General features: G+C 62.4%; 11 protein-coding genes and 1 tRNA gene. 5 read left to right on the top strand and 7 right to left on the bottom strand.

Going from position 1 to position 16960, the window contains the following annotated elements; all coding sequences use genetic code 11:
* Window positions 1-44 precede the first annotated feature (44 nt).
* The 3 genes from C2L66_RS03595 to C2L66_RS03585 all read right to left on the bottom strand — a co-directional run bounded on the left by C2L66_RS03595 (window position 45) and on the right by C2L66_RS03585 (window position 2997).
* Window positions 45-135, bottom strand: a tRNA-Ser gene (locus C2L66_RS03595).
* Window positions 136-294: 159 nt separating this feature from the next.
* The gene (serS, locus tag C2L66_RS03590; protein WP_060601987.1) at window positions 295-1593 is read right to left on the bottom strand and encodes a serine--tRNA ligase; all 1299 of its coding nucleotides are present in this window, start codon (window positions 1591-1593) and stop codon (window positions 295-297) included.
* A gap of 93 nt (window positions 1594-1686) precedes the next feature.
* Entirely contained in the window at window positions 1687-2997 is a 1311-nt protein-coding gene (locus tag C2L66_RS03585; RefSeq protein WP_054933985.1) for a replication-associated recombination protein A, read from the bottom strand.
* Between the two features lie 307 nt (window positions 2998-3304).
* On the opposite strand from C2L66_RS03585, the gene cytX reads away from it, so the two are divergent.
* On the top strand, window positions 3305-4621 hold the full coding sequence (cytX, locus tag C2L66_RS03580; RefSeq protein ID WP_054933984.1) for a putative hydroxymethylpyrimidine transporter CytX: 1317 nt from the start codon (window positions 3305-3307) through the stop codon (window positions 4619-4621).
* Window positions 4622-4634: 13 nt separating this feature from the next.
* Here cytX and C2L66_RS03575 read toward each other — a convergent pair whose 3' ends face one another.
* Both C2L66_RS03575 and speB read right to left on the bottom strand, forming a co-directional pair.
* Complete coding sequence (locus C2L66_RS03575) at window positions 4635-7862, bottom strand: tetratricopeptide repeat protein (protein ID WP_082670357.1); 3228 nt, start codon at window positions 7860-7862, stop codon at window positions 4635-4637.
* Between the two features lie 292 nt (window positions 7863-8154).
* The gene (gene speB, locus C2L66_RS03570) at window positions 8155-9147 is read right to left on the bottom strand and encodes an agmatinase (protein WP_054933983.1); all 993 of its coding nucleotides are present in this window, start codon (window positions 9145-9147) and stop codon (window positions 8155-8157) included.
* 162 nt (window positions 9148-9309) lie between these two features.
* Between speB and C2L66_RS03565 the strand changes: the two genes are divergently transcribed.
* The gene (locus tag C2L66_RS03565) at window positions 9310-10224 is read left to right on the top strand and encodes a LysR family transcriptional regulator (protein ID WP_054933982.1); all 915 of its coding nucleotides are present in this window, start codon (window positions 9310-9312) and stop codon (window positions 10222-10224) included.
* Between the two features lie 9 nt (window positions 10225-10233).
* On the opposite strand, the gene lolA is transcribed toward C2L66_RS03565, so the two are convergent.
* Both lolA and C2L66_RS03555 read right to left on the bottom strand, forming a co-directional pair.
* Window positions 10234-10929, bottom strand: coding sequence for an outer membrane lipoprotein chaperone LolA (gene lolA / locus C2L66_RS03560; RefSeq protein WP_060601988.1), 696 nt, complete (start codon window positions 10927-10929; stop codon window positions 10234-10236).
* Between the two features lie 106 nt (window positions 10930-11035).
* A complete protein-coding gene (locus C2L66_RS03555) occupies window positions 11036-13351 on the bottom strand; it encodes a DNA translocase FtsK (RefSeq protein ID WP_054933980.1) in 2316 nt (771 codons plus the stop codon).
* A gap of 476 nt (window positions 13352-13827) precedes the next feature.
* Between C2L66_RS03555 and trxB the strand changes: the two genes are divergently transcribed.
* The 3 genes from trxB (at window position 13828) to C2L66_RS03540 (ending at window position 16496) form a co-directional block, all read left to right on the top strand.
* Window positions 13828-14829, top strand: a complete 1002-nt coding sequence (gene trxB / locus C2L66_RS03550; RefSeq protein WP_054933979.1) for a thioredoxin-disulfide reductase — start codon at window positions 13828-13830, stop codon at window positions 14827-14829.
* Window positions 14830-15044: 215 nt separating this feature from the next.
* The gene (locus tag C2L66_RS03545; protein WP_054933978.1) at window positions 15045-15860 is read left to right on the top strand and encodes a Smr/MutS family protein; all 816 of its coding nucleotides are present in this window, start codon (window positions 15045-15047) and stop codon (window positions 15858-15860) included.
* 15 nt (window positions 15861-15875) lie between these two features.
* On the top strand, window positions 15876-16496 hold the full coding sequence (locus C2L66_RS03540; RefSeq protein WP_054933977.1) for a trimeric intracellular cation channel family protein: 621 nt from the start codon (window positions 15876-15878) through the stop codon (window positions 16494-16496).
* Window positions 16497-16960: the final 464 nt, after the last annotated feature.

Here is a 16960-nt window from a genome sequence, read left to right as displayed (position 1 = left end):
CCCAAACGAAAACAGGCCCCGAAGGGCCTGTTTTGCTTTGCATCTGGCGGAAAGGGTGGGATTCGAACCCACGGTACAGCATAACTGTACACCGGATTTCGAGTCCGGCGCATTCGACCACTCTGCCACCTTTCCAGATTCTTTGACTTACCAGCAAGTGGTCTTGTCACGTCACACTAAGCGGGTCGCTGCTTGCGTGAGACGAAGATTATAGAACAGCTGTTTTCGAATTCCAAGCCCTTTTTCGCAGAAACTTGAAGAGGACTTGGATCGATCCGAACAGACCAACTTCGCTCAGGCTGCCGCCTTCACTTCCAGGCGTTCGACGCCACCCAGATACGGCCGCAACGCCGCCGGCACGGTTACCGAGCCGTCCGCGTTCTGGAAGTTCTCCAGCACCGCGACGAGCGTCCGGCCGACCGCCAACCCGGAGCCGTTGAGCGTATGCACGAGCTCGGGCTTGCCCTGCGCATTGCGAAAGCGGGCCTGCATCCGGCGCGCCTGGAACGCTTCCGTGTTCGAACAGCTCGAAATCTCGCGATAGGTGTTCTGTGCCGGCAGCCACACTTCGAGGTCGTAGGTCTTCGTCGCCGAGAAGCCCATGTCGCCCGTGCACAGCGTGATCACGCGATACGGCAGTTCGAGCTTCTGCAGGATCGTCTCCGCGTGCGTGACCATCTGCTCCAGCGCGTCATACGACGTTTCCGGCGCAACCACCTGCACCATCTCGACCTTGTCGAACTGATGCTGACGGATCATGCCGCGCGTGTCGCGGCCGTACGACCCTGCTTCCGAGCGGAAACACGGCGAATGCGCCGTGAGCTTGATAGGCAGTTCGTTTGCATCGACGATGCTCTCGCGCACCGTGTTAGTCAGCGAGATTTCCGACGTCGAGATCAGATACTGCGTGACCGTGTTTTCGCCACCACCCTTTTCGACGCGGAACATGTCGTCGGCGAACTTGGGCAACTGGCCCGTGCCGAACAGGATTTCAGGATTGACGATGTACGGCGTGTAGATTTCCGTGTAGCCGTGCTGCTGCGTGTGCGTGTCGATCATGAACTGCGCAAGCGCACGGTGCAGACGCGCGATCTGTCCGCGCAACATCGTGAAGCGCGCGCCCGACAGCTTCGCGCCCGTCTCGAAATCGAGACCGAGCGGCGTGCCGACGTCGACGTGATCCTTCACCTCGAAATCGAACTCACGCGGCGTGCCCCAGCGGCGCACTTCGACGTTCCCCGCTTCGTCGTTGCCGACGGGAACGCTTTCGTGCGGCAGATTCGGCACGCCGAGCAGCAGGTCGGACAGACGCGTCTGGATGTCTTCCAGTTGCCCCGCCGACGCCTTCATCTCGTCGCCGAGTCCGCCCACTTCGGCCATCACCGCCGACGTGTCCTCGCCCCGCCCTTTCATCGCGCCGATCTGCTTCGACAGACTGTTGCGCTTTGCCTGCAGCTCTTCGGTACGGGTCTGGATGGCACGGCGTTCGGCTTCGAGCGCGGAGAAAGCCGCGACGTCGAGGGTGTAGCCGCGATCGGCGAGGCGTTTCGCGACGCCGTCGATGTCTTTGCGCAGCAGCTGGATGTCAAGCATGGGAAGGGGCGACAGTTCGTTGTATGAATGGGCGATTTTAGCGCACCGGCGCGGCTGGCCGGCGGCATTGTCGGGTCAGGCGCAACGCGCGGCTCAGCTTTTCTTCCGGTTCTCGCTGCGCCATTGCGCATCGAGGTCGGCAAGGCGCGACAGCTTCTCGCCGATCTTGCCTTCGAGCCCGCGCGGCGTCGGCTGATACCAGTTCGGATCGCGCATGCCATCGGGCAGATACGTTTCGCCCGCGGCGTAGGCGTCAGGTTCGTCGTGCGCGTAGCGGTATTCGTGGCCGTAGCCGAGTTCCTTCATCAATTTCGTCGGCGCGTTGCGCAGATGGACGGGCACGGCGCGCGACTGGTCCTTGCCGACAAAGCTGCGCGCCTGGTTGTAGGCGTTGTAGCCCGCGTTCGACTTCGGCGCGACAGCCAGATAGATCACTGCCTGCGCAAGCGCCAGTTCGCCTTCAGGCGTGCCGAGGCGTTCGTACGTTTCGGCGGCGTCGAGCGCGATGCGCGCGGCGCGCGGATCGGCAAGGCCAATGTCTTCCCACGCCATCCGCACGATGCGCCGCGCCAGGTAGCGCGCGTCGGCGCCGCCGTCGAGCATGCGGCAGAACCAGTACAGCGCGCCGTCTGGATTGCTGCCGCGCACCGACTTGTGCAAGGCGCTGATCTGGTCGTAGAACGCGTCGCCGCCTTTATCGAAGCGGCGCAGGTTTTCCGACAGCGCGCTGGCGAGCAGTTCGCCGTCGATGTCCGTCTTTTTCTGCTGCGCCGCCGCGCGCGCGACGATTTCCATATTGTTGAGCAGCTTGCGGCCGTCGCCGTCCGCGGAACCGATCAAGGCGTCGCGCGCTTCGTCCGTAAAGGTGAAGCCGCCCAGTTCCTTCTGCGCGCGGTCCAGCAGTTCGCGCTGCTCGTCGGCGTCGAGGCTCTTGAGCACGTAGACGGCGGCCCGCGACAACAACGCGCTGTTCACCTCGAACGAGGGATTTTCCGTGGTCGCGCCGACAAACACGAACAGCCCCGACTCGACGTGCGGCAAGAACGCGTCTTGCTGGCTCTTGTTGAAGCGATGCACCTCGTCGACGAACACGAGCGTCTGATGACCGTTGGCGCGATGGATCTGCGCGGTTTCAACGGCTTCGCGGATATCCTTCACGCCCGACAGCACCGCCGACAGCGCGATGAACTGTGCGTCGAACGCGTCGGCCATCAGCCGCGCGAGCGTGGTCTTGCCGACGCCCGGCGGGCCCCAGAGGATCATCGAGTGCGCTTCGCCTGACTCGAACGCGACGCGCAGCGGCTTGTTCGGGCCGAGCAGATGCTTTTGCCCGATGACATCATCTATGGTGCGGGGCCGCAGGCGCTCGGCGAGCGGAACATTGGCGCGGGTTTCTTCGAACATGGCGTTTTGAGGATAATCTCGGCTTTTCGGGTATAAACCGTCACGATGCATAGCATGCAGCACCGGGCGCGCGACGGCCTGGCCCTGAACGGCATGCAACCGCGCGAAACCGTCATCCGGCGGGCTGCGGCGCATGCAGAGTTGTGCATTATGACAGCCGCCGCGTGGCGAGGCCCGCGGCGAACGTTATAGGCTGTTTCTGATGGGCGGTCCGCAAGACGCGTACCGCACGAGCCGGACAAGAAGGCCGAACGCACGCACGGCCGACACGACAACGACAGACAGACAGACAGACAGGAAAATTTCGATGGTTCAGGATCCAATCGCCGGCGAGTCCGGTTCGACCTACGCGCCGCTCACGCCGGTGCCGGACTCGCGCCGCGCGTTCAAGACAGGCGACGCGTTCGCGCTATGGTTTTCGCTCGGCATCGGGTTGCTGGTCGCGCAGGCGGGCGCGCTGCTGGTGCCCGGCCTGTCGTTGCCGCACGCGTTGCTGGCGATCCTGATCGGCAGCGTGATCGGCGTCGTGCTGCTCGCGCTCGCGGGCGTGATCGGCACGGACACGGGGCTGGCCGCGATGTCGTCGCTGCGCCCGACGCTGGGCGTGCGCGGCGCGTCGATTCCCGCCGTGCTGAACATGATCCAGCTGGTCGGATGGGGCTCGTTCGAAGTGATCGTGATGCGCGATTCCGCCGATGCGCTGTCGAAGCAGGCGTTCGGCTTCTCGGCGCCGCTGATCTGGACGGTGATCTTCGGCGTGCTCGCCACGCTGCTCGCGATCAGCGGCCCGCTTTCGTTCGTGCGGCGCTTTCTGCGCTCGTGGGGCATCTGGCTGTTGCTGGCGGGCGCCGCGTGGCTCACCTATGCCGTTCTCGCGCAGCACGATCTCGGCGCGCTGATGCGCCGTCCGGGCAATGGCGAGATGCCGTTCGGCGGCGCCGTGGATCTGGTGGTCGCGATGCCGCTGTCATGGCTGCCGCTGATCGCCGACTACACGCGCTTCGGCCGTAAGGCGGGCGAGACGTTCCGCGGCACGATTCTCGGCTACGGCATTGCGAATATCTGGTTCTACGCGCTCGGCGCGGTGTACGGCCTTGCGGCGGGCGGCGGCGACGCGCTGCTGACGACGGCGCTCGCGCAGGCGGGCGGCGGCCTCGCGCTGCTGCTGGTGTTGATCGATGAAATCGACAATGCGTTTGCCGACGTGCACTCGGCGGCTGTCTCGACGGGTACGTTCTGGACGCGCGCGAGCGTGCCGCTGCTGTCCGCTGCGTTCGGCGCGCTGTGCACGCTGATCGCGCTGATCGTGCCGATGGCGAAGTACCAGAACTTCCTGCTGCTGATCGGTTCGGTGTTTGCGCCGCTGTTCGGCGTGGTGCTGGTCGATCACTTCATCGTGCGCAAGCGGCGCATCGAAGCCGCCGCGCTCGCCGATACGCAAGGCCGCTACGGCTTCTCGGGCGGTTGGCACGTGAGCGCATTCATCGCGTGGGCGGTCGGCATCGCCGCGTATCAGGCGATCAACCAGTGGCTGCCGAATCTCGGCGCGACGCTGCCGGCGTTGGTGATCGGCGCGCTCTGTTATCTCGCGCTGGTGTCGACGCGCAAGCAGGCCTACGCTTAAGCGCCTCGCTGCTTCAGGCCGGCGTGCGTTCGCGCGCCGGCCATTGCCCGAGCGCAATTCTCACGCGCTCTATCACTTCTTCCCAATTGCCTGGCTGCGTCTGACGGAACAGTCGCGTACGGGGATACCACGGCGTATCGTCGCGATCGTGCAGCCAGCGCCAGCAACCGTCGTAGCGCGACAGAATCCAGGTCGGCCTGTTCAGCGCGCCCGCCAGATGCGCGATCGATGTGTCGACGGTAATCACGAGGTCCAGTTGCTCGATGATCGCCGCCGTGTCGGCGAAATCCTGCACGTCGTGCATCGGATCGAGCGGACGCAGTTCAGGCGGCAGCGTGTCGATTTGCGGCTGCGTGGTCTTGCCTTTTTGCAGGCTCACGAACGTGATGCCTGGCACGCGCAGCAATGGCAGATAGGCGCGGGCATCGAGCGAACGGCGAGCGTCGACTTCGCTGGCGGAAGGCTGGTGTGGACGCGGATCGCCGGCCCATACGAGGCCGACTTTCGGACCTTCCGGCAACCGTCCTTCCCAGCGCGACCGGCAATTCGGCGGCACGCTCAGATACGGCAGCGACGCCGGAATGCTATCGAGCGTCGTGCCCATCCGATGCGGCAGGCTCATCGTCAGACACCAGTAATCATGAGGCGGCGTGACGTGCGGATCGTTCGGAATGCATGCATCCACGCCCGGCATCCGTTCGATCAGGCGCCGCATCCCCGGCTGGCACGCGACGGTCACTTTCGTGGCGCCGAGGCGCTTGAGCATCGGGAAATAGCGGCAAAACTGGAGCGTGTCGCCGTAACCCTGCTCTGGCCACACGACAATGGATTTCCCTTCGAGCGCTTCGCCTTGCCATTGCACGAACGGTAGCGCCGGGCGCCTGACGAAGTCGGCTTTCCATGCGTCGTCGTAACGGCATTCGAAAAGTTGCCAGCCTTCGACGAATTGCCCCGTCGCGAGCAACAGATGCGCGAGGTTCAACCTGGCTTCGAGCATCTCGGGCTTGCACTGAAGCGCTTGGCGATAAAGCCCTTCGGCCTCGCGATACTGCTTTTGCGTCTGAAGCACGATACCCAGGTTGAAGCATGCGTTAGGAAGATCAGGCTTGATGGCAAGCGAGCGCCGGTAGCACATCCCGGCTTCCGGCAGGCGGCCCTGAGCCTGGAGCATCGCGCCAAGATTGTTGTGCGTCTCGGCGTGGTCCGGATTGAGATCGAGGCCGCGTCGATAGGCAGCTTCCGCTTCGTCCACGCGCCCCAGCGACTCCAGCAACCGGGCGAGATTGATATACGCGCCCGCGTGCTCAGGGTCCGTCTCGATGGCTTGTTTGTGCGCCTGTTCCGCTTCGCCGGGACGACCGAGCTGGCGCAGCACGACGCCGAGGTTGTTGTACGCATCGGAATGCGTCGGATCTATCTGAATCGTGCGACGCAGATAAGCCTCTGCGTCGGATGCGCGGCCGAGTTCAAGCGAGCATCCGGCAGCGAGATTCATCATGCGCGCGTCGGGTCGATACGATTCGATCGACGGTTTCAGCAGCGCGAGGCCCGCTTCGAAGCGTTTGTTTTCATAGCAGTCGACGGCTGCCAGAAACCGTTCGTCCGACGTCGTCGTGCTTGCGGCTGCAGACTGCTCTGCAAAGAGTCTGAGTTGCTGCGCGACGCGTTCAATCACATCGTCCCATTGACCAGGACGCGTCTGACGAAACAGCCGCGCGTTCGGATACCAAGGCGTGTCGTCACGCTCATGCAACCAGCGCCAGCAACCGTCGTAGCGCGACAGAATCCACGTCGGCTTGTTCAGCGCGCCCGCCAGATGCGCGATCGATGTGTCGACGGTAATCACGAGGTCCAGTTGCTCGATCAGCGCCGCCGTGTCGGCGAAGTCTTGCACGGCGCACATCGGATCGAACGGGCGGAGTTCCGGCGGCAGCGCGTCGATTTGCGGTTGCGTCGTCCTGCCCTTTTGCAGGCTGATGAACGTAATGCCCGGCACGCGCAGCAAGGGCAGATACGCGCGGGCATCGAGAGAACGGCGGCGGTCGACCGCGTTGATTGCCGGTTGATCGGGGCGCGGATCGCCGGCCCATACGAGCCCTACCTTGACGTCGCCGCCGGGCACATGCCCCTGCCATCTCGCCGCACGCGCCGGCGGCACCCGCAGGTAAGGCGTCGCGCCCGGAATGGTCGCGAGCGTCGTGCCCAGACGATGCGGCAGGCTCATCATCAGACACACAAAATCGTGTGACGGAATGTCATGCTCATCGTCCAGCGGAATGCACGCGTCCACACCTTCGATCGTCTCGAACAGACTCTGCAACGCGGGCGAACACGCGATGCTCAGCTCGGCGAGCCCGCGCGCCTTGAGCATCGGCAGATAGCGGCAGAACTGGAGGCTGTCGCCGTGTCCCTGCTCGGGCCACACGAGCAACGACTTGCCAGCGAGCGGCTCGCCTTGCCAGATCGGAAATTCGACGGGCGGCGGAGCAATCTTGCGCTGCGGCCACGCGGGATCGTAACGCGTTTCGAACAGCGCCCACCCTTCTTCCAGACGCCCCACGTTGAGCAGCAGATGCGCGAGGTTGATCTTCACCTCGTAGTAATCAGGCTGAAGCGCGAGCGCTCGACGGTATGAGGCCTCTGCTTCGACGAAGCGATGCTGCATCTTGAGCACGACGCCCAGGTTGAAGTGCGCGCTGACGTCGTTCCGATTGGCAGCCAGCGCGCGTTTATACGCAGCCTCTGCTTCGGTAACGCGCATCTGATCCTGGTACAGCACGCCAAGATTCACATAAGCATCGCCGTTGCCAGGCTGAAGTTCGAGCGCATGCAGATAAGCGGATTCTGACTCGTGCGGACGGCCGAGTTCTGCATAGAGCCGCCCGAGGTTCACATAAGCACCCGCGTGCTTCGGAGAGATGGCCAGCGCGTTGCGAAAGCACGCCTCGGCTTCGTCCAGACGACCTAGTTCCTTGAGCGCGACGCCCAGGTTGTTGTGTGCATCGCAGTAATCCGGCTTGACGGCGATCGCGCGACGCCAATACGTCTGCGCATCGCCCAGACGATCCAGCGACAAGCAGCATGCGGCGGCCAGGTTGAGAAACTGCGGGTCAGCGGGTTGCATCGTCAACAGCGGTTCGAGCACAGCCAACGCTTCGTTGAACCTGGCCTTGCCGTACAGCGAGACCGCGGCTGAAAAGTGATCGACTGCGGCCTCGGAATTCTGAAAATCGCCGTACATGACTTGACCCTGCGAGAGACGTATTGAGATAAAGCACTCGGGGGGCGCGTCTTTACGATTTATCCAAGAATTTCGGTGGAAAGCGCGCCGGAACCCCTTGCAGCGTACCGTTGCGGGCAGTCAGTCTCTAGCTCACTAGTCTTAAAAATGCTGGCGGATCGCCGAATTGCGGCGCGCGGCGATCAGAAAGCACAACGCCCATAACGGACGTTATGGGCGTTGTCTTGTGCGATGCCGCGAACCCTCCTGCTGCTGCATGCGGCGCCATGCAGGCGCCTGAAAGCGGGATGACTTACCGCGTAGCCGGCCGGTATTCGACGCCCGGCAGCACACACAGCAGTTCAAACGCGAGATTCGCGCCAAGCAGCGCCGTGGTGCCGAACGGATCGTACGGCGGCGCGACTTCCACCAGATCGCAGCCGACGATATTCAGGCCGCGCGCGCCGCGAATGATTTCGAGCGCCTGCGGCACCGTCAGACCCGCGATCTCCGGCGTGCCCGTGCCCGGTGCGAAAGCGGGATCGATACCGTCGATATCGAACGTGATGTAGACGGGGCCGTCGCCCATCTGCTCGCGCACGCGCGACATCAGCGGCACCAGCGATTGATTCCAGCACGCCTCGGCCTGCACGACCTGGAAGCCTTGATCGCGGCACCAGTCGAAGTCCTCCGCCGCGTAACCCGTGCCGCGCAGACCGATCTGCACGACCCGGTCGCAATCCAGCAGGCCCTCTTCGACCGCACGGCGGAACGGCGTGCCGTGCGCGATCTTTTCGCCCATCATCGTGTCGTTGACGTCCGCGTGCGCGTCGACGTGAATCAGACCGACCTTGCCGTACTTGCGATGAATGGCGCGCAGGATCGGCAGCGCGATCGTGTGATCGCCGCCCAGCGTGATCGGCTTCGCGCCGTGTTGCAGGATTTCGTCGTAAGCGCGCTCAATCCGGCCGATCGAATCCAGCAGGTTATACGGATTGATCGCAACGTCTCCGATATCGGCCACGCGCAACGAGTCGAACGGCGCGGCGCGCGTCGCCATGTTGTACGGGCGCAGCAGCACCGATTCCGCGCGAATCTGACGCGGGCCGAAGCGCGCGCCCGTGCGGTTCGACGTCCCCAGATCGAACGGCACGCCGACGAAACACACGTCGAGCCCTTCCGCCGACCCGACATTGGGCAGCCGCATCATGGTGGCGATCCCGCCCGAGCGCGGCATCGCGTTGCCCGACAGAGGCTGCGGCCGCTCAGTGAGGTCCGGGGAAACGAAATTCGAAGAAGTATTCATCGTGGTTCGCCAATGAAAGGCACAGTGTCTTATAAAAGCGTTGGATCCAGCCGCCGCAAGGCGCGCGAGGCCGGGGCATTTCTTATTTTTGTGCAGTTCCGGCGAAGATAAAATGCCAACAGAAAAAACTTCACATCGATTCGCACCGATGTATTCTGCCGTATGTTCTCGCAACTCACCGATCTAGACCTTCGCCTGATCCGCGTATTCCTCGCCATCGTGGACGCGGGCGGGGTTTCGCCCGCGCAGGCTACCTTGAATGTAGGTCAATCTACGATCAGCACCCAACTATCGACGCTCGAAACCCGCCTGGGTTACCGGCTGTGCGAGCGCGGGCGCAGCGGATTTAGCCTGACCGCGCGAGGCGAACAGTTTGTCGAAGCGGCGCGCGCGCTGCTTTCCGCCGTCGATGCGTTCGGCGCGCAGGCGCGAAACGTCGGACGAAAGCTGGTCGGAACACTCGGAATCGGGATGATTGGACACACGCCGGTGTCGGAAAGCGCGCGAATCAGCGATGCAATCGCCCGCTTTCGCGCCCGGGACGAATCTGTGCGTTTCTCAATCCTCGTGCGCTCGCCGGGCGAACTCGAAGAATTGCTGCTGAGCGGACGGATTCAGATCGGCATCGGATACTTCTGGCATCGCGTGCCGTCGCTTGAATACACGGAGATTTTTTCCGAGGAGCAGCTTGCGTATTGCGCGAAGGGGCATCCGCTTTTCTCCCAGGCGGGCAATGTTTCCCCCGCCGACGCCGCGCAGCATGAATGGGCGTGGCGCAGTTATCCGCTGCCCGAAGCCGAAGCGTCGACGACGCCGCACAACGTCACCGCCGTTGCCGACAACATGGAAGCCGTCGCGATGCTCGTGCTGTCGGGACATCACCTCGGCTATCTGCCGGGGCATTTCGCCGCGCCGTATGTGAAGGAAGGTTTGCTCGCCGCGCTGAACCCGCAGCAGATGGGCTACCGCGTCGCGTTTCACATGGTCACGCGCATGCGGCAGCACCGGACGGAAATCGTCGATGCGTTTATCGACGATATGAAGGCCGCGCATCCGTCGCCCGGCCTTCAAGCGTGAACGAGACGCTTAGCCGTTGATTACGTCGGCGCCCTTCGGCACCGTGAACTTGAATGCGTCGGCGGGTAGCGGCGGGTTCTTCTGGATGTTCGAGAATTTCAGCAGCGTCACGTTGCCGAACACGTCGTGTAACTCCATTGCTTCGAGGTTGCCGTCACGAAAGCCGATGCCGACGCGCTGGAATTGCGTGTCCTTCGACTTCGGAATCAGTTCGAGCCAGTCGATGCCCGCCTTCACGCCCGCGTCCTTCAGGTTGAAGTTCTTGTCGAGATCGTTGCTGCCGAACAGGATCGCCGCCGGACTCGCGCCGAGCGCGCCGCCCAGCTTGCGCACGGTCACCTGGTTCAGGTCTTTGTCGTAGACGTAGAGCTTGTCGCCGTCGGCCTGCAGCAGTTGCGCGTACGGTTTCTCATACGCCCAGATGAATTTGCCCGGACGCGCGAACGTGAACGTGCCACTCGACACCTTGTTCTGCGACGCGCTCTGCGTCGACAGCACGCCGCTCGCCTGCTGCTGCGCGTTGCTCGGCGCCCGCACTTCCGTTTGCACGAATTCGCCGCGCGCCGAATGGACTTGCGACACGAACTGCTTAAGTTGGTCCGTACCGCCTGCGAATGCATGCGACGCGACGAGCATCGACGCGCCGAAAGCCAGCGTGCGCATCAGATTGCCAAGACGGGTCTTAGACCCAACGATTTGCAGCATATTGTTTTCTCCCTTAACCAGACCGAAGCGTGTGTGAATCAGAGCAGCGGCAGCGCTCGACGCGTGCCGCTGTCCGTCACCAGTCGCATGAATGGAGCGCCGGATATCAATCCGTCTCGCGCGCCGGCACCAGAATTTCGCGGTTGCCGTTCGACGACATCGCCGACACCAGCCCCGACTGCTCCATCTGTTCGAGCAGACGCGCGGCGCGGTTGTAGCCGATGCGCAGATGCCGCTGCACGAGCGAGATCGACGCGCGGCGGTTCTTGACGACGATTTCGACCGCCTGATCGTACAGAGGGTCGGACTCGCCGCCACCCGCGCCGGTTCCCGACGCGTCGGCCGAGCCTTCGTCGCCTTCGCCCGACACGCCGCCTTCGAGCAGCCCTTCGATATAGTTCGGCTCGCCCTGTTCCTTGAGTTTCTCGACGACGCGATGCACTTCGTCGTCGGACACGAACGCGCCATGCACGCGAACGGGCAGACCCGAGCCCGGCGGCAGATACAGCATGTCGCCCATGCCGAGCAGCGATTCCGCGCCCTGTTGATCGAGAATCGTGCGCGAGTCGATCTTCGACGACACCTGGAACGCCATCCGTGTGGGCACGTTGGCCTTGATGAGGCCGGTGATGACGTCGACGGACGGACGCTGTGTCGCGAGAATCAGGTGGATGCCCGCCGCGCGCGCCTTCTGGGCGATACGTGCGATCAGTTCTTCAACCTTCTTGCCGACCACCATCATCAGGTCAGCCAGTTCGTCGATCACGACGACGATATGCGGCAGACGCGACAGCGGTTCCGGTTCGTCCGGTGTCAGGCTGAACGGATTCGGAATCTTCTCCTCGCGCTTCGTGGCTTCGTCGATCTTGTTGTTGAAGCCCGCGAGGTTTCGCACGCCGAGCTTGCTCATCAGCTTGTAGCGTCGTTCCATTTCGGCGACGGTCCAGTTCAGCGCGTGACCGGCCTGACGCATGTCCGTGACGACAGGACACAGCAGATGCGGAATGCCCTCGTAGACGCTCATTTCGAGCATCTTCGGATCGATCAGGATCATTCGCACCTGATCCGCGCTCGCCTTATACAAGAGCGAGAGAATCATCGCGTTGATACCGACCGATTTGCCCGAACCCGTCGTACCCGCAACCAGCAAGTGCGGCATCTTCGCGAGGTCCGCGCACACCGGCTTGCCGCCGATGTCCTTGCCGAGACCCATCGTCAGCGGCGAGCCGGCGTCGGCGTAGACGGCCGAGCCGAGAATCTCAGACAGCCGCACGGTCTGACGACGCTGGTTCGGCAGTTCGAGCGCCATGAAATTCTTGCCCGGAATCGTTTCGACCACACGAATCGACGTTAGCGACAGCGAGCGCGCCAGGTCCTTCGCGAGGTTCACGATCTGGCTGCCCTTCACGCCGATAGCCGGTTCGATTTCGTAACGCGTGACCACAGGACCGGGATAAGCCGCAACCACGCTCACATCGACGCCGAAATCCTTCAGCTTCTTCTCAATGAGGCGCGAGGTGAATTCGAGCGTATCGGCGGAAATGGTTTCTTGCGACGCGGGCGCGGGATCGAGCAGCGAAATGGCCGGCAGCGTGGAATCGCCGGGCAAGCTGTCGAAGAGCGGCACCTGGCGTTCTTTCTCGACGCGCTCGGACTTCTCCGGTTTCGTCACGGGCGGCACGATCACGACGGGCTCGTGTTCTTCGATCTTCACGCGGCTCTGCACGACCTTGCCTTCGCGCTTCACGGCAGCCGCTTCGCCGAGCTTGCGGTCGCGGCCCGCTTCACGGCGCAGCTTGGCCAGCGTGACACCGTTGATGATCGAATCGCCAACCCGCTCGCACACCGACAACCACGAGAAGCGGAAGTACAGCGACAAGCCAATGCCCAGCGCGATCAGCAGCGCCAGCGTGCCGCCCGTGAAGCCGAGCGCATGCGAGACACCCTTCGCGACCGCCTCGCCGACCACGCCGCCCGGCGCGCGCGGCAACTGCACTTTCAGCGACCACATGCGCAGCGCCTCGATGCCGTCGCAGGCGAGCAGCACCAGTACGAACGCGAACACGTCTGCGAGCCAGCTGTGGTCGCGCGGCGCGTCTTCGTCGGGTTCTTCGTGACGCGTGATGCGCTTGTAATTCGCCGAAATGCGGCGCGCGATCAGCACGATCCACCACCAGGCGGACAGGCCGAAAAGCAGAAGGAAGATGTCGGAGGTCCAGGCGCCGACGCGGCCGGCCCAGTTCGAGATGTGATCGACCTGCGCTGCGTGTGTCCAGCTTGGGTCGCGGCGGCTGTAGCTGATCAGCGCCATCACGAGGAAAACGCCGAGCGCCACCTGAAGAATCCAGCGGATTTCGGTGAAAAGGCGCGACATGCGATGAGGCAATGCCTGCGCGTTCGCGGAATAGGGAGCTTTTGCCATTGAGCCTGTTGCGTGTGCGGCCTGCAGCGGTTTCAGGTGCCGGTCCTCTCGGGGCCGGTTCCCGTTGCCCTTCAATTCACCGTCGGGACCGATCCCGGTGCCGACGCGTTGAGCCGAATCCTGCCGGCAAGCCGCCTGTCGTTCGTCGGCGACTATTGTAAACGCACTGTTGCGCGCAAGGCTGTAAATGACAGTAACGTTGGCCGAACGGCCAGGAATGTCGTAATTCCCATACGTTTTGGGGCAAAACGCGGGCGTTTTGGGCCGGTTTTGGTGCTGAAACAGGGGTTAGGCGGTCGGCGTCGACTATCGGTTTGATCGTAAAGCTTCATGAAGCAGCCGCCAGCCCCGCCCTTTATAATACGGCGCTGATACCCATCTAACGTGTCAAGCAGGTTTTCCGGCTCGACGCCAGTACCGCCGGTCATGGCAGCCGTGTTTCAGCCGCCGACCGACGCTTTTTACGGATTTCGATCATGCCAGCTTCCCCGACCAAACACGCGAAGGTTCTGATTCTCGGTTCCGGCCCTGCCGGTTACACGGCGGCCGTCTATGCGGCGCGCGCCAACCTGTCGCCCGTGCTCGTCACGGGCCTCGCGCAAGGCGGCCAGCTGATGACCACGACGGACGTCGAAAACTGGCCCGCCGACGCCAACGGCGTGCAAGGTCCGGAACTGATGGCGCGCTTCCTCGAACACGCCGAGCGCTTCAACACCGAAATCATCTTCGACCACATCCACACGGCCAAGCTCAATGAGAAGCCGATCCGCCTGATCGGCGATTCGGGCGAGTACACGTGCGATTCGCTGATCATCGCGACGGGCGCGTCGGCGCAATATCTCGGCCTGCCGTCGGAAGAACTGTTCATGGGCCGCGGCGTGTCGGCATGCGCGACCTGCGACGGCTTCTTCTACAAGCAGCAGCACGTCGCCGTGGTCGGCGGCGGCAATACGGCGGTAGAAGAAGCGCTGTACCTCGCGGGCATCGCGAAGAAGGTCACGGTAATCCACCGCCGCGACAAGTTCCGCGCCGAGCCGATCCTGATCGACCGTCTGCTGGAGAAGGAAAAGGAAGGCGTCGTCGAGATCAAGTGGAACCACACGCTCGACGAAGTGAAGGGCGATGACGGCGGCGTCAACGGTCTGCGCATCAAGGATGTGAAGACGGGCGCGACCACGGATATCGAACTGCAAGGTCTGTTCGTCGCGATCGGCCACAAGCCGAATACGGATATCTTCGAAGGCCAGTTGGAGATGAAGAACGGCTACATCATCACGAACGGCGGCTTGACGGGCAATGCAACGGGCACGAGCGTGCCGGGCGTGTTCGCGGCAGGCGACGTGCAGGATCATGTGTACCGTCAGGCGATCACGAGCGCAGGCACGGGTTGTATGGCCGCGCTGGATGCGCAGCGTTATCTGGAAAGCATCCACGAGTCGATCGGCGAACGCGCGATGAGCGCTGAAGCCGAGCGTTGATCGTTGTTGACGCGTCCGGGTTTGCCGGGTTGTTTCAGCAGAACGGCGGACGCGGATCGGTAGAATAGCGGCAAACACCTGTTTGCCGCGGTTGTTGAGATTGTTTTGACGTTGGAAGGGCCGCGGCGGATGTCGGCGGCCCTTTTTGTTTTGTGTTCACACGGGTTGCCGTGGGTGATTGTCCGTTGTCCGCTTCGAATCATCGTCTGATCGCTATGCCTAAGAATCTGCCCCATCCGAGCGAACCGAAACGGCCGCGTATTGCGGCGGCTACTCCTGCTAACGATGATTCGTCGGCATTGTCTGGTGCTGGGTCGTCTTCGGCTTCGGCTTCATCGAAAAAGCCGTTGGTCGAGTCTGGTGCTGGCTTGGCTGGGCTTGGCGGTCTGCGCGACGCCTTGAAAGGCGCTTCTCAACGCGCTCAACGTCAAAAGGCGGCGGCAGCGCAAGCATCGCGTGAGGCGGCTGCCGATGCCGATATGTTCCGGCGTGAGATCGGCGAAGTCGCGCCGCTCGGCGCGAAACCGCGAGCGACTGTACCTCGTACGCCGCCCGCGCCTCTCCCCGTTCAGACGAAACTCGATGAAGAAGCCGTGCTGCATGAGGCGATCTCCGATGAGTTCGATCCTGAAGTCTTGCTCGACACCGATGAGTCGCTTTCTTATTGTCGGCCGGGCGTGAGCCAGGAAATCGTTAAGAAGCTTCGGCGCGGTGCCTGGATTGTGCAGGCGCAGCTTGATCTGCATGGGATGCGTCGCGAAGAAGCGCGTGAGGCGCTGTCCGAGTTCATTCGTGAATCGAGCAAGCGCGGGTTGCGGTGCTTGCGGGTGATTCATGGGAAAGGGCTTGGGTCGATTGGGAAAGAACCCGTGCTCAAGGGCAAGGTGCGCGCTTGGCTCGTGCAGAAGGAAGAAGTGATCGCGTTTTCTCAGGCGCGTGCGCATGATGGGGGCGCGGGTGCTGTGCTTGTGCTGTTGCAGCCTGGGTCGGTTGGTTCCGGGTCTTCCTCTTCGTCGTCTAGCAAAGTCTGAGAAGGCTTTTCAACGATGCATCCTCGTCTCACTCTCGCGCTTGCCATCATGGAAGCGCTGGCTATTTTCGCCTACGCAATCTCAGGGTTCATCGAAGCTCGTACCAGACGGCTCGATGCTGTTGGGACTTTTCTTGTGGCGATGGCGACGGCTTTTGGCGGTGGGACGGTTAGAGATATTTTGCTCGATCGGAGGCCGTTCTATTGGGTCGAGCATCAGTGGTATGCGATTCTGATTTTTGTTCTCTCGTTTTTTGCGCCGTTTGTGCTGAAGGCTTATACGCGGGTTTTCAATGAGCGCGTGTTGCTGGTCGCGGATGCGGTGGGGCTTGGGCTGTTTAGTATTTCGGGGACTTCGCTCGCGCTCGATGCACAGATGCCCTGGTTCGTGGCTTCGATGATGGGCGTCGCCACCGGCGTGTTCGGCGGGATTATTCGGGATGTGATTTGTAATGAGGTGCCGTTGATCTTGCGGGATTCCAGGCCGTATGCGACTTGTGCGTTGGTGGGGTGTTGGGTTTATCTGCTGCTTGATTACATCAACTTTGATACGGTCTACAGCGTTTTGATTGCTACGGGGTTCATTCTTGTGGCGCGGCTGGTGACGTTTAAGTTGGATGTGCGGTTGCCGCATTGAGAGAAACCGTACAGTTTGAGTCTTCGCGACGGACCACAAGTGAATGACGGCACTCGCGATGCGATGCCGTCTTCTGAAATCACTGTTATTGCGACTCCACATATTCTTGAAGAATCGCCGCTAACAAGAGAACCGCCCGACACTCGCTTCCAAACGGGTGAGCGGGCACATGACAAGGTTGGAAGACCGGAATCGCACACCGGCGAGCCTCGCGGCTCCCCTACCACGGCCCGCCCATAGACGTGCTGAGGCAAATGCTCGGACCCGCTTGCGCGGGCCTTTGCAGTGATGCGACTAGCAGGCTTCCAAACCCGGCCACCTTTGTTTAGGTAGCAATCCAAAGTATATGACTGCCTGCCAACCGCCATTTCACCTGCACAAGCTAAACCAGAGCCCCAAAAACCAGAAGGCCCCGAGCGCATCTTAAACGCTCGGGGCCTTCCCCAAAACAACTCAACTACAAC

Origin of the sequence: Paraburkholderia caribensis (assembly GCF_002902945.1) — a bacterium.
Lineage (GTDB): Bacteria > Pseudomonadota > Gammaproteobacteria > Burkholderiales > Burkholderiaceae > Paraburkholderia > Paraburkholderia caribensis.
This window is presented reverse-complemented; position numbering and strand designations above follow the sequence as displayed.

Excerpts from the sequence above, each read along its gene's own strand:
- lolA (WP_060601988.1), bottom strand. The coding sequence starts at position 10,929 with ATGCTGCAAATCGTTGGGTCTAAGACCCGTCTTGGCAATCTGATGCGC.
- C2L66_RS03540 (WP_054933977.1), top strand. The coding sequence starts at position 15,876 with ATGCATCCTCGTCTCACTCTCGCGCTTGCCATCATGGAAGCGCTGGCT.
- C2L66_RS03555 (WP_054933980.1), bottom strand. The coding sequence starts at position 13,351 with ATGGCAAAAGCTCCCTATTCCGCGAACGCGCAGGCATTGCCTCATCGC.
- C2L66_RS03545 (WP_054933978.1), top strand. The coding sequence starts at position 15,045 with ATGCCTAAGAATCTGCCCCATCCGAGCGAACCGAAACGGCCGCGTATT.
- cytX (WP_054933984.1), top strand. The coding sequence starts at position 3,305 with ATGGTTCAGGATCCAATCGCCGGCGAGTCCGGTTCGACCTACGCGCCG.
- speB (WP_054933983.1), bottom strand. The coding sequence starts at position 9,147 with ATGAATACTTCTTCGAATTTCGTTTCCCCGGACCTCACTGAGCGGCCG.
- C2L66_RS03565 (WP_054933982.1), top strand. The coding sequence starts at position 9,310 with ATGTTCTCGCAACTCACCGATCTAGACCTTCGCCTGATCCGCGTATTC.
- trxB (WP_054933979.1), top strand. The coding sequence starts at position 13,828 with ATGCCAGCTTCCCCGACCAAACACGCGAAGGTTCTGATTCTCGGTTCC.
- serS (WP_060601987.1), bottom strand. The coding sequence starts at position 1,593 with ATGCTTGACATCCAGCTGCTGCGCAAAGACATCGACGGCGTCGCGAAA.
- C2L66_RS03585 (WP_054933985.1), bottom strand. The coding sequence starts at position 2,997 with ATGTTCGAAGAAACCCGCGCCAATGTTCCGCTCGCCGAGCGCCTGCGG.
- C2L66_RS03575 (WP_082670357.1), bottom strand. The coding sequence starts at position 7,862 with ATGTACGGCGATTTTCAGAATTCCGAGGCCGCAGTCGATCACTTTTCA.